The 12758-nt window shown below is 63.3% G+C and carries 8 protein-coding genes and 1 tRNA gene; 7 read left to right on the plus strand and 2 right to left on the minus strand.

Annotated features, from left to right (window positions below; translation table 11 throughout):
• Nucleotides 1-399 precede the first annotated feature (399 nt).
• Nucleotides 400-486 (minus strand) — tRNA-Leu (locus tag C8N32_RS12750).
• Between the two features lie 144 nt (nt 487-630).
• On the opposite strand from C8N32_RS12750, the gene C8N32_RS12755 reads away from it, so the two are divergent.
• Nucleotides 631-1626 (plus strand): complex I NDUFA9 subunit family protein, encoded by a 996-nt coding sequence (locus C8N32_RS12755; protein WP_107893373.1) that lies wholly within the window; start codon nt 631-633, stop codon nt 1624-1626.
• On the opposite strand, the gene C8N32_RS12760 is transcribed toward C8N32_RS12755, so the two are convergent.
• Nucleotides 1617-2420 carry an undecaprenyl-diphosphate phosphatase gene (locus C8N32_RS12760; RefSeq protein WP_107893374.1) on the minus strand — a complete coding sequence of 268 codons (804 nt, stop codon included), beginning with the start codon at nt 2418-2420 and terminating at the stop codon, nt 1617-1619. The genes C8N32_RS12755 and C8N32_RS12760 overlap by 10 nt on opposite strands.
• 219 nt (nt 2421-2639) lie before the next feature.
• On the opposite strand from C8N32_RS12760, the gene C8N32_RS12765 reads away from it, so the two are divergent.
• The 6 genes from C8N32_RS12765 (at nt 2640) to C8N32_RS12790 (ending at nt 12737) form a co-directional block, all read left to right on the plus strand.
• The gene (locus tag C8N32_RS12765; RefSeq protein WP_107893375.1) at nt 2640-4073 is read left to right on the plus strand and encodes an NAD(P)-dependent oxidoreductase; all 1434 of its coding nucleotides are present in this window, start codon (nt 2640-2642) and stop codon (nt 4071-4073) included.
• Nucleotides 4074-4107: 34 nt separating this feature from the next.
• Nucleotides 4108-8649, plus strand: coding sequence for a glutamate synthase large subunit (gene gltB, locus C8N32_RS12770; RefSeq protein ID WP_107893376.1), 4542 nt, complete (start codon nt 4108-4110; stop codon nt 8647-8649).
• Nucleotides 8650-8715: 66 nt separating this feature from the next.
• Nucleotides 8716-9462 carry a monofunctional biosynthetic peptidoglycan transglycosylase gene (gene mtgA / locus C8N32_RS12775; RefSeq protein ID WP_107893377.1) on the plus strand — a complete coding sequence of 249 codons (747 nt, stop codon included), beginning with the start codon at nt 8716-8718 and terminating at the stop codon, nt 9460-9462.
• Between the two features lie 56 nt (nt 9463-9518).
• Entirely contained in the window at nt 9519-10184 is a 666-nt protein-coding gene (gene fzlA, locus C8N32_RS12780) for an FtsZ-binding protein FzlA (RefSeq protein WP_107893378.1), read from the plus strand.
• Nucleotides 10165-11274: a tRNA epoxyqueuosine(34) reductase QueG gene (gene queG / locus C8N32_RS12785; RefSeq protein WP_107893379.1), complete on the plus strand. Its 1110-nt coding sequence runs from the start codon at nt 10165-10167 to the stop codon at nt 11272-11274. The genes fzlA and queG overlap by 20 nt, the downstream gene beginning before the upstream one ends.
• A 227-nt stretch (nt 11275-11501) precedes the next feature.
• Complete coding sequence (locus C8N32_RS12790; protein ID WP_107893380.1) at nt 11502-12737, plus strand: hypothetical protein; 1236 nt, start codon at nt 11502-11504, stop codon at nt 12735-12737.
• The last annotated feature ends 21 nt before the right edge of the window (nt 12738-12758 follow it).

Raw genomic sequence — 12758 nt, forward strand, 5'->3', positions numbered from 1 at the left:
TGGCTGAACCACTACAACACCGAGCGCCCGCATCTCGGCTACAGAAACCAGGGCAGACGGCCCGTCCAAACCGTCATGTCATTCGTAAGCCAAAAAGGTTAAGTGGACAGCCGACGGAATATGCGGTGTTCATTCATGCCGACGACGCCTCAGGCTTTGGTGTCAGCTTCCCTGACTTCCCCGGCTGCGTGACCAAGGGGATACGATTGACGACGCACTGCATCTGTCCCATAGGGCTTCCTTCCATTCCAGCGAAAGGATCACACCATCAAACCTTGGGATCAAACACCTAGCGTAGCCCAGGCGAAGGCCTCAAATGTTGTTCATGGGGCTGTCATGGGGTCAAACAAGGCGACACATCTACAACCATATGAATATCAAGGGAATTTTTTGGAAAAGTGGTGCCCAGGAGAGGACTCGAACCTCCACGTCCATACGGACACTAGCACCTGAAGCTAGCGCGTCTACCAATTCCGCCACCTGGGCAGGTGTCGTGAGGCGGGGATTTAACGGGGGCGGCGGGGAGTGTCAACGGCCTAATTCACGGAATCCGTGTGGCGCGGCTTCCGGGCTTGTTCACAAGGGGTCTGCGCGATATTTCAGGACAACAGCATTGAGGGGAGCGCAACCATGGTCAAACTTGTCACCATCTTCGGGGGGTCGGGATTTGTGGGGCGGTATGTCGCACGCCGCATGGCGCGGGAAGGTTGGCGCGTGCGCGTTGCGGTGCGCCGCCCGAACGAGGCGCTCTTTGTCCGCACCTATGGCGCCGTTGGGCAGGTGGAGCCGGTTCTGTGCAACGTGCGTGACGCGGAGTCTGTCCGGCAGGCCCTCAGGGGCGCGGATGTGGCGATCAATTGTGTGGGCATCCTCAACGAGGTCGGGCGCAACACCTTTGGCCTGACCCAGTATCACGGGGCGCGTCACATCGCCGAAGCTGCGCAGGAAATGGGGGTTCGCCGGGTCGTGCAAATCTCTGCCATCGGGGCCGACCCGCAGTCAGACAGCGAATACGCTGCCACGAAAGGCACGGCCGAGGAGGTGATCCTCAAGCACGTTCCGGAGGCTGTCATCTTGCGTCCGTCGATTATTTTCGGGCCCGAGGACCAGTTCTTCAACCGTTTTGCCGGTGTTGCCCGGTTTTCTCCGGTGTTGCCCCTGTTCGGGGCGGGGGTGCGGTTCCAGCCGGTCTATGTAGACGATGTCGCCCAGGCGGCCGTGCTGGCCGCGACCGGCAAGGCCGGGCCGGGGGTCTATGAGCTTGGCGGGCCGGAGGTCAAATCCTTCGCGGACATGATGTATGACATGCTGGACACGATCCATCGGCCGGGGCGGATAGTCGTCGGCCTGCCGCTGTGGTTCGGCTCTGTCATGGGGTGGGGGCTGGATCTTCTGCAAAAGCTGACCGGTTCGCTTTTCGTCAACAAGGTGATCACCCGTGACCAAGCGAAAAACCTTGCCCGCAACAATGTGGCGGGTGAAGACACGATGGGGTTTGCCGACCTCGGCATGACCCCTGTTGCACTGGGGGCGGTTCTGCCCGAGTACCTGTGGCGTTTCCGCCCGTCCGGCCAGTACGAGGATGTGCGCGAATCGGTGGGCAACCTGCGCCGCCCTCAACTGTAGGCGATTCCCAGAAGCGCAATGCCCAGGATCACGCGGTAAATCACGTATGGCGTAAAGCTGATGCGGCGTGCCAGCCGCATCATCACCGCCAGCGCCAGCAATGCCGAGACGAAGGCAAATACTGCCGCCAGCGCCCCGTCCCGCGCGGCGGCGGCGTTCGCGCCGACCACCACATCCGCACCCAGCAGAACGCCCGAGGCGAGGATCGTCGGAATCGACATCAGCATTGCCAGTTTTGCCGCGTCCTCACGCTTGTAGCCCAGCGCCCGCGCGCCGGTGATGGTGATACCGGAGCGCGAGGTGCCGGGAATCAGTGCGAGCGCCTGCCACAGCCCCATGAGCGCGGCGTGCCTGAGGCTCCATCGTGCGGCGATCCGCTCCTGCGGGGCGTTCAGGTCGAACCACCACAGCACGATTCCGAAAATCAGCATCGCCCAGCCGATCACGGTCACTGAGCGCAGCGCGTCATCAAGCCCGGTCAGATGCAGCACCGCACCAAGGATCACGACCGGCACCGTGGCAAGGACGAGGCAGAGCGCAAGGAAGGCCTCCTGGCTGTCGACCCGCCCCCGAAGCAGGCACCCCAGGCCGACCAGCGCACTGAAAGCATCCCGGCGAAAATATAGTATCACCGCGCCCAGGGTGCCCACATGCACGGCCACATCAATGACCTGGCCCTGGTCCTCCAGCCCGGTCAGATGTGGCAGCAGGATCAGGTGCCCCGATGACGAAACGGGCAGGAACTCCGTGATGCCCTGCAAAACGGCAACCAGAAGCAGGTGATAAAGGGCCATGGGGGTCTCCGCGGTGATGGAACAGCGGTCAGCATAAACAGGCGATTCGGAAAGAGAAGAGGGCATATATGGCAGTATTACTGACATTAATATGGCGCATGAGGCTGTAAATTCTCCGCCACCCCCGCAAAAAAGCATCTTTTATGTCAGTAATTCTTACTTTTATTCTTGTGGGCCTGCCGTTATACCCCGATCAAAGGCTTCACCCAGGAGGACGACATGGCGAAGCAAAAGATGCTTCAGTTCGTGACCACGGCGAAGGAGATGCCCCAAAAGCGGCAGGCCCGTGACCGTGCCCAGGATTTTAACGAAATCTATGCCGAATTCGCGGACCGAAAGGCAGTGGAGCAAGCCTCACGCTGTTCGCAATGCGGCGTCCCCTATTGCCAGTCGCACTGTCCGCTGCACAACAACATCCCCGATTGGCTGCGCCTGACCGCCGAAGGTCGTTTGCAGGAGGCCTACCAGCTCAGCCAGGCCACCAATACTTTTCCGGAAATTTGCGGCCGGATTTGCCCGCAGGACCGTCTGTGCGAAGGCAATTGCGTGATCGAACAGTCCGGCCACGGCACGGTGACCATTGGCGCGGTGGAAAAATATATCACCGACACCGCGTGGGAAAAAGGCTGGGTTCACCCGATCGAACCGGCTGCGGAGCGGGCCGAAAGCGTGGCCGTCATCGGTGCGGGCCCCGGCGGGCTGGCTGCCGCGGATGCGCTGCGCCGGGCGGGGGTTCAGGTCACCGTTTATGACCGGCACGACCGCGCGGGCGGCCTGCTGACCTATGGCATTCCCGGTTTCAAGCTGGAGAAGGATGTCGTTCTGCGCCGGGTCGCCCAGCTTGAGGACGCTGGCGTGGAGTTTGTTCTCAACTGCAATGTCGGGACCGATATCTCTTTCGATGCGATCCGGGGCAAATATGATGCGGTGCTGATCGCCACCGGCGTTTACAAGACCCGCGATCTGGCCGTCCCCGGCGCGGAAGCCGCCGGCATCGTTCGCGCGATCGACTATCTCACCGCTTCCAACCGCGTCAGCTTTGGCGACGAGGTGCCCGCGTATGAAAGCGGTGAACTGAACGCTTCGGGCAAGCGCGTCGTGGTCATCGGTGGCGGCGACACGGCAATGGATTGTGTACGCACCGCTATCCGGCAAGGCGCAACCAGCGTGAAGTGCCTTTATCGCCGCGATCGCGCGAACATGCCCGGCAGTCAGCGGGAAGTGCAGAACGCCGAGGAGGAAGGTGTCGAGTTTGTCTGGCTCTCTGCGCCCAAAGCGTTCTCCGGCGACCCGGTCGACGCGGTGACCGTCCAGAAGATGCGTCTTGGCCTGCCCGACGTTTCCGGCCGCCAAAGCCCCGAAGTGATCGAGGGGGCCGATTACGCGGAAGGTGCGGACCTCGTCGTCCAGGCGCTCGGCTTCGAACCCGAAGACCTGCCCGCCCAATGGGATGAGCCGGAACTGGAGGTCACCCGCTGGGGTACCGTCAAGACCGACTTTGCCCGCCACGCCACAAACCTGTCCGGCGTTTTCGCCGTGGGGGACATCGTGCGGGGGGCATCGCTGGTGGTGTGGGCCATCCGCGACGGTCGCGAAGCCGCAGACAGTATCCTCGAATACCTGACCCAGCCCGCGCAGGTCGCGGCCGAGTAACATCCGGGCACCGCCCCACCGAAAGGGTTAAGACATGACGAAGTATGATGCCGCCTGGGCGGCGGCCGAAGAAGCCAAGCGCGCATGGATCGCCGGGAACGGCCTTTATCGTGCCGATGATGAGCACGCTTCCTGTGGGGTGGGCTTGGTCGTTTCGATCGACGGGCAGCCTTCCCGCAAGGTTGTGGAAAACGGGATCGACGCGCTGAAGGCCGTCTGGCACCGCGGGGCCGTGGATGCCGACGGCAAGACGGGTGACGGGGCAGGAATTCATGTGCAGATTCCGGTTCCCTTCTTTTACGATCAGATCCGCCGCACCGGCCATGAACCCCACCCCGAACATCTGATTGCCGTGGGCCAGGTGTTTCTGCCCCGTACCGACCTTGGTGCGCAGGAAACCTGCCGGACCATCGTGGAAGCCGAGGTGCTGCGGATGGGATACTATATATATGGCTGGCGCCACGTTCCCGTGAATACCGTGGTTCTTGGCGAAAAGGCCAATGCCACCCGTCCCGAGATCGAGCAGATCATCCTGGCCAACACCAAAGGCGTGGATGAAGAAACCTTCGAACGTGAACTCTATGTCATCCGCCGCCGGATCGAAAAGGCTGCCGCCAGCGCCCATGTGCCGGGGCTTTACATCTGCTCCCTGTCCTGCCGCAGTGTCATCTACAAGGGTATGATGCTGGCCGAGCAGGTCGCGGAGTTTTATCCCGACCTTCAGGACGACCGCTTCGAAAGCGCCTTTGCCATCTATCATCAGCGGTATTCCACCAACACCTTCCCGCAGTGGTGGCTGGCCCAGCCTTTCCGAATGCTGGCCCATAACGGTGAGATCAACACCCTCAAGGGTAATGTGAACTGGTTGCGCAGCCATGAGATCCGCATGGCCTCCACCGCGTTCGGCGACCTGGCCGAAGACATCAAGCCGATCGTCGCGCAGGGGTCTTCGGACTCGGCGGCCCTGGATTCGGTTTTCGAGGTCCTGGTCCGCGCGGGCCGCAACGCGCCGATGGCGAAAACCATGCTGGTCCCCGAGGCATGGTCCAAGCAGGCGACGGAACTTCCGCAAAGCTGGCGCGACATGTATTCCTTCATCAACAGCGTGATGGAGCCGTGGGACGGCCCCGCCGCATTGGCGATGACCGATGGTCGCTGGGTCTGCGCCGGGCTGGACCGCAACGGTCTGCGCCCGATGCGCTATGTCGTCACCGGGGATGGGCTGCTGATCGCCGGGTCCGAGGCCGGGATGGTTCCCACCGATGAAGCGACCGTACGCGAGAAGGGTGCGCTTGGCCCGGGGCAAATGATCGCCGTGGACATGAAGGACGGCACCTTGTTCCACGATTCCGAGCTGAAGGATTTCCTTGCCGCCAGCCAGCCCTTCGGAGACTGGGTCGGCAAGATCGTCGAACTGGACGACAGGCTGGGTGCGTTGCCCGAAACGCCTCTGTTCACCGGGGACGACTTGCGCAGACGCCAGATTGCCGCCGGGTTCACCGTCGAGGAAATCGAACAGATTCTCTGTCCGATGGCCGAAGACGGCAAGGAGGCCATCGCCTCGATGGGCGACGATACGCCCAGCGCGGTACTCAGCACCAGGTACCGGCCGCTGTCGCATTTCTTCCGCCAGAATTTCAGCCAGGTGACGAACCCGCCGATCGATTCGTTGCGCGAATACCGGGTGATGAGTCTCAAGACCCGTTTCGGGAACCTGCGCAACGTGCTGGACGAGGATGGCAGCCAGTCTGAGATTTTTGTGCTGGAAAGCCCCTTTCTCGGCAACGCACAATTCGAGGAGATGCAGAAGAACTTTGCCGCGCCGACGGCCGAGATCGACTGCACCTTTCCTGCCGATGGTGGCAAGAATGCCTTGTACGAGGCTTTGGACCGTATCCGTGGCGAAGCCGAAGAGGCCGTGCGCTCGGGTGCGGGGCACCTTGTTCTGACCGACCAGCATCAGAACGCCGACAAGGTTGCCATGCCGATGATCCTGGCCACCAGTGCGATACACAGCTGGCTGACGCGGCAGGGGCTGAGGACGTTCTCTTCTCTGAACGTGCGCGCGGCCGAGTGTATCGATCCTCATTATTTCGCGGTTCTGATCGGGTGCGGTGCGACCACGGTCAACGCCTATCTCGCCGAAGACACGCTGGCCGACCGTATCGACCGCGGCCTGCTGGAAGGAACCCTGACCGAGGCCGTGGCCCGCTTTCGTACGGCGGTCGATCTGGGGCTGCTGAAGATCATGTCCAAGATGGGCATCTCGGTCATCTCGTCCTATCGCGGCGGGCTGAACTTCGAGGCCGTGGGTCTTTCCCGCGCCATGTGTGCCGAGTTCTTCCCCGGCATGCATTCACGCATTTCCGGAATCGGCATCAGCGGTATCCAGCGCAAGCTGGAGCAGGTCCACGCGCTGGGCTGGGCATCGGGCCCCCGGATCCTGCCCATCGGCGGTTTTTACAAGTTGCGCCGTTCGGGCGAGAAACATGCCTGGGAAGCCCAGACCATGAAGATGTTGCAGGAAGCCTGCACCAATGCCTCTTTCGAACTGTGGAAGAAATACTCCGCAGCGATGCAGGCCAACCCGCCGATTCATTTGCGTGACCTGCTCGACATCAAGCCCCTGGGCAAACCGGTTCCGATCGAAGAGGTCGAAAGCGTCACCGCGATCCGCAAGCGGTTTGTGACGCCGGGCATGTCTCTGGGGGCGCTCAGCCCCGAGGCGCACAAGACTCTCAACGTCGCCATGAACCGGATCGGCGCAAAGTCGGATTCCGGCGAAGGCGGCGAAGACCCGGCCCATTTTCATGCCGAACCCAACGGGGACAACCCCTCCGCCAAGATCAAGCAGGTGGCTTCCGGACGGTTCGGCGTGACGGCGGAATACCTAAATCAATGCGAGGAACTGGAAATCAAGGTCGCCCAGGGGGCAAAACCCGGCGAGGGCGGTCAGCTTCCCGGCATGAAGGTGACCAAGCTGATCGCACGGCTGCGCCACTCGACGCCGGGCGTGACGCTGATCTCGCCGCCGCCGCACCACGATATCTACTCGATCGAAGATCTGGCCCAGTTGATCTATGACCTCAAGCAGATCAATCCGCGCTGCAAGGTCACCGTCAAGCTGGTGGCGGCCTCGGGCGTTGGGACCATCGCTGCGGGCGTGGCCAAGGCCAAGGCCGACGTCATCCTGATTTCGGGCCACAACGGCGGCACCGGGGCCAGCCCGGCGACCAGCATCAAGTATGCCGGCCTGCCGTGGGAAATGGGCCTGACCGAGGCGCACCAGGTTCTGTCGATGAACCACCTGCGCGATCGCGTGACCTTGCGCACCGATGGCGGATTGCGGACCGGACGCGACATCGTCATGGCCGCGATGATGGGGGCCGAGGAATACGGTATCGGCACCGCTGCGCTGATTGCGATGGGGTGCATCATGGTGCGCCAGTGCCAGTCCAACACCTGTCCGGTGGGTGTCTGCACGCAGGATGAACGACTGCGCGCCAAGTTTACTGGAAATGCCGACAAGGTGGTCAACCTGATCACCTTCTATGCACAGGAAGTGCGGGAGATTCTGGCCGCCATCGGTGCCCGGTCTCTGGACGATGTGATCGGGCGCACCGACCTGCTGGGCCAGGTCAGCCGTGGCTCCGCACATCTGGACGATCTCGATCTCAACCCATTGCTGCTTCAGGTCAACGGGGCCGATAACCGCCCCGTTTATGACCGCACACGTGAGCGCAACGCGGTGCCCGACACGCTGGACGCGGAAATCGTCCGCGATGCCGCGCGCTTCCTTGAGGACGGCGAGAAGATGCAGCTGTCCTATGCCGTGCGCAACACCCATCGCACCATCGGCACGCGGGTTTCCAGCCATATCGTGCGCCGCTTCGGCATGCGCAACACGTTGCAGCCCGACCACCTGACGGTGAAGCTTGCGGGCAGCGCGGGGCAAAGCCTTGGCGCCTTCGCCGTGCACGGGCTGAAGCTGGTGGTCGCGGGCGATGCCAACGATTATGTCGGCAAGGGGCTTTCGGGGGGGACCATCGTCGTGCGCCCGACCTTGTCTTCGCCTCTGGAGGCATCTCAGAACACCATCATCGGCAATACGGTTCTTTATGGCGCGACCGATGGGTTTCTCTTTGCTCTTGGCCGGGCAGGCGAACGCTTCGCGGTGCGCAACTCGGGTGCGAAGGTGGTCGTGGAAGGCTGCGGGTCCAACGGGTGTGAGTATATGACTGGCGGGATCGCGGTGATCCTTGGCCAGATCGGGGCCAATTTCGGCGCCGGGATGACCGGCGGGATGGCCTATGTCTACGACCCGGAAGGCGTTGCCGAAACCTTGATGAACATGGAGACGCTTGTCACCTGCAAGGTCACCATTGCCCATTGGGAACGTGAGTTGAAGGACCTGGTTGCCCGTCATGCAGAGGAAACCGGCAGCCGCAAGGCGCGCGGAATCCTTGAACACTGGGATCTCGAAAAGGGGAACTTCCTGCAGGTTTGCCCGAAAGAGATGCTGCCTCATCTCAGCCATCCGCTGGGAGCCGAGGTCACGGCCATCCCGGCGCAATGAGTTTTTCGGGTGCGCCCTTCGGGGCGCGCCGTTCCAAATGCGTGCGCGCTGCGCTAAGACGGTGGCATGGCAAAACAGGCCCGCAAGACAACCACGCGAAAAAAAGCCCCGCCGCGCAGGGCGTCGAAAAAGCCGCCCCGCCAGTGGGGCATGCGGCTGCGGCGCGGGTTTGCGCGGGGGGCGCTGGGGTTGCTTGGCGCGGTTCTTCTGGCACTTTTCGTCATGCGGTTTTTCGGGCCGGTCACCACGCATACCATCTGGTCCGAATCCCGGCGGCTGGACGCGGTGGAGTGGGAATGGGTGCCGATCTCGGAAATTGCGCCGGTCGCGGCCCGGGCCGTGGTTGCTGCGGAAGATGCCAATTTCTGCGCCCATTGGGGCTTCGACATGGGCGCCATCCGCGCTGCGATCGACGCGGGCGCGCGCCGCGGCGCCTCGACCATCAGTCAGCAGACGGTCAAGAACGTGTTTCTTTGGCAGGGTCGAAGCTGGCCGCGCAAGGCGATGGAGGCCATTCTGACCCCGCTGGTGGAACTGGCCTGGCCCAAGCGGCGTATCCTGGAGGTCTACCTCAACGTTGCGGAGTGGGGGGAAGGCATTTTCGGCATCGAGGCGGCCGCGCGCAACCATTTCGGCGTTGCGGCCCGCGATCTCACGCCCGCGCAGGCTGCGGCACTTGCTGTTGTGCTTCCCAATCCGAAGGGACGTAACCCCACCGCCCTGCCGCCAGGGCTGCGTCGCCGGGCGGGGCAGGTGGAGGATGGGGCCGCGCTGATCCATGCGGATGGTCGCGCTCTTTGCTTCAGCGGTTGAAACTTTACATCCGACGCGGCAAGACAAGGTATCTCGTCAGCTTAGGGACAAGGTAGATGAACCGTCTGTTTCACGTTCCGCTTTCCCCGTTCTGCCGCAAAGTGCGCCTTGTGCTGGCGGAGAAGAAGATCGAAGTCGAACTGATCGAGGAGCGTTACTGGGAGCGCGCGGCGGATTTTCTGCGCCGCAACCCCGCGGGGAAACTGCCCATCCTGCGGTTTGAGGGGTTGACCCTGTGCGAAAGTCAGGCGATCTGCGAATTTCTTGAAGAAAGCTTTCCCAATCCGGCTCTTATGCCCCTTGGCCCGGCAGAGCGTGCAGAGGTGCGCCGTCTGGTTTTCTGGTTCGATGACAAGTTCCACAAAGAGGTTACGTCGAATCTGCTTTATGAGCGGGTCAACAAGAAGATCACCGGAGAGGGCTATCCTGACAGCCGGAATGTGAAGGCCGGCGCGCAGGCGATCAAGTTCCATCTCGACTACCTCGGCCGTCTGCTGGAGGAACGTCGCTGGCTGGCGGGCGACAGCATGACCCTGGCCGACTTCGCCGCGGCTGCGCATCTGTCTGCGCTTGACTACATTTCCGACGTGGACTGGAACCGCAACGCCAATCTGCGCGAGTGGTACGCCAAGATCAAATCGCGACCGGCCTTCCGCAGCCTGCTGGCCGACCAGGTGCCCGGTTTCCCGCCGCCGCCCCACTATGCCGATCTCGACTTCTGAGCCCCTGAAGGCCCGTCTTCGGAACAGGGCGCAGCAGGAAGGTTTCGCCGCCTGCCGTGTCTGCTCCCCCGACTCGATTCCCAAGGCCCCTGCACGGCTGGCACGTTTCGTGGCGCTGGGCCGTCATGGTCAGATGGGCTGGATGGCCGATCGGATGGGCTGGCGTGCAAACCCTGCGGCCCTGTGGCCCGAGGCCCGCAGCATTGTCATGCTGGCCGAACCCTATACCCAGGCCCATGATCCGCTTGCCGTCCTGAAGCGCCCCGACCGCGGGGCGATTTCGGTCTATGCCCAGAACCGCGATTACCACGACGTTTTGAAAAAACGGCTCAAGCGTGTGGGGCGATGGTTCCTGGAGCAGGCACCGGGAGAACAGATCAAGGTGTTCGTGGATACCGCCCCGGTGATGGAAAAACCTCTGGCGCAGGCGGCTGGGCTGGGGTGGCAGGGCAAGCACACGAATCTTCTGGCGCGTGATCTGGGCAACTGGTTTTTTCTTGGCGTGATCTTCACCACCGTGGCCCTGCCCCCCGACCCGCCGGAGCATGAGCACTGCGGCTCCTGCACTGCCTGCCTGGACGCCTGCCCGACGGGGGCGTTTCCCGCGCCGTTTCAACTGGATGCCCGGCGGTGCGTTTCCTACCTGACCATCGAACACAAAGGTCCCGTGCCGGCAGACCTGCGCCATCTTTTGGGCAACCGTATCTACGGGTGCGACGATTGCCTTGGCGTCTGCCCGTGGAACAAGTTCGCGGCCGCCGCGTATGAAGTGAAATACAAAGCCCGCCCGGACCTGATCGCACCCCCGCTGGCAGAGCTTTGTGCACTGGATGACGCGGCTTTCCGCGCGCGGTTCTCCGGGTCGCCGATCAAACGGCTCGGGCGGGGGCGGTTCGTGCGCAATGTCTGTTACGCCATCGGCAATTCCGGTGATCAAGCCCTGTATCCCGCCGTTCGGGCGTTGGTGGCAGATGCCGATCCGGTCGTGGCCGATGCTGCTTGCTGGGCGCTTGACCGGCTATCCCGTTGCCCCTCCGCGCGGGGCGTGCAGGGGGGCGCATCTTTTCCGCCTGGCGAGGGAAAGGTCTGAGGTTAGGTACGCCGGGAGGTCGACTCCCGGATGGTCATTTTCGAGGAAGAAAGGGCGTTTGCATCGGCATGGCAATGCCGGGCGGGAATTGTGTCCGGCCGGTGCCCGTGTGGGCGATGGCAGGCACACCCCGTTGGCCCATGGCGCGTGACCGGATGCCGGAGAGATCTTTGGGGTCCGTTAACCTTCATCTCCCATGCTCGCCGGACAGACCAAGGGAGACCCCCATGCCTGAGGCCGGGATCGTGCATATCGGGGCGCCGAAATGTGGCAGCTCCGCCCTTCAGCGCGCGCTGAGTGTTGCGCCTTTGTTGCATGACGGGGCGCGGCATGTGCGCTACGTCGCGTTGCGGGCGGAGCGCGGCTGGACCCGGCTGGAGGGAGAGGCCTTGCGGCGAGCGGCGCAGGGGTCGCCCTTTGGGTATGTCAGTTGCCCGGACCCGGCCCGGGTGCAGGACGGTGCGGGGCTGATGCGGGCCGTGGCAGCCACCTTATGCGCGGGGGCAAAGCGGGGGGTGCGGCCGATCCTGTCTTGCGAAGGGTGGATCGCCCATCCCGATGCCTTTGCCGCGGCGCTGCGCGCCCGCGGCTTTCCGCCGGTCGAGGCCGTGGCCTTCCTGCGTCCACCGGTGGATTGGGTGAATGCCGCTTATTGGCAGTGGGGGGTCTGGGGGGCGCCCACCGCTGCCGCGTGGCTGGCGGGCGGCACGATGCCCTATAGGTTCGGGGCGTTGCTGACACGCTGGGCGCGTATCCCCAACCTGAGCCTTCGGGTTCGCCCTGCGCGCCCGGATGCGGTGGCACGCTTTGCGGCGGATTTCGGGCTGCCACTTGTGGGGGGGGGGTGCAACGCGGCCTCTCCGGCGGCCCTGTTGGGGTTCTTGCTGCGCAATCGGCGGTTCCGGCCCTCAGCCCATGCCAGCCAGGCGGAGTTTGTCGTGCAGCGGTGGTGTCCGCCGGTACCGGGGCGGCTCTGGGCGCTCCGGGCAGAGGATGTGCGCGCGCTACGTCCTGTCGTTGCCGAAACGCGCGAAATGCTTTGCCGCCTGTTGCCCGCCGAAGACCTGGATATCCTCATGGCGGATCCACGCTGGACGCGGGAAGAGCCTTACCATCGCGCGATTCTCTCGGGGATCAGCGTTCTGGACGATCCGCAGGATTTGCCGCACTTGCACATGGCCCTGGCAGAGGGGCTGTGTGCGGCCTGTGCCGCTGCGGGCCGGCCGGTGCCAGATCTTCCCGCCGCCCCATCCCAGTCTGCGCCGCTTGCGCAGTGGGATCGTGCCCTTGCCGCGCAGATGGCCGCGCTGCTGGAGGCGGACCGGATCGTGCGTTGCCGTGTGGCGGCCCGCGCACAGCCCCCCTTGCGCCGGGTTTTGGCGGCCTTCGGCTGGCAGGGGCCTGCCGTCAAGCGGCTTGACATCGGGCGACCGCTGGGCAATCAACTGCGGATCAAACCCTAAACCCCTTTGAACGACAGGGGC

Source organism: Rhodovulum imhoffii (assembly GCF_003046545.1).
Classification (GTDB): domain Bacteria; phylum Pseudomonadota; class Alphaproteobacteria; order Rhodobacterales; family Rhodobacteraceae; genus Rhodovulum; species Rhodovulum imhoffii.

Bases quoted from the DNA above. Each gene is read 5' to 3' on its own strand.
- C8N32_RS12760 (WP_107893374.1), bottom strand. From the start codon at position 2,420: ATGGCCCTTTATCACCTGCTTCTGGTTGCCGTTTTGCAGGGCATCACG.
- mtgA (WP_107893377.1), top strand. From the start codon at position 8,716: ATGGCAAAACAGGCCCGCAAGACAACCACGCGAAAAAAAGCCCCGCCG.
- C8N32_RS12755 (WP_107893373.1), top strand. From the start codon at position 631: ATGGTCAAACTTGTCACCATCTTCGGGGGGTCGGGATTTGTGGGGCGG.
- queG (WP_107893379.1), top strand. From the start codon at position 10,165: ATGCCGATCTCGACTTCTGAGCCCCTGAAGGCCCGTCTTCGGAACAGG.
- gltB (WP_107893376.1), top strand. From the start codon at position 4,108: ATGACGAAGTATGATGCCGCCTGGGCGGCGGCCGAAGAAGCCAAGCGC.
- fzlA (WP_107893378.1), top strand. From the start codon at position 9,519: ATGAACCGTCTGTTTCACGTTCCGCTTTCCCCGTTCTGCCGCAAAGTG.
- C8N32_RS12790 (WP_107893380.1), top strand. From the start codon at position 11,502: ATGCCTGAGGCCGGGATCGTGCATATCGGGGCGCCGAAATGTGGCAGC.
- C8N32_RS12765 (WP_107893375.1), top strand. From the start codon at position 2,640: ATGGCGAAGCAAAAGATGCTTCAGTTCGTGACCACGGCGAAGGAGATG.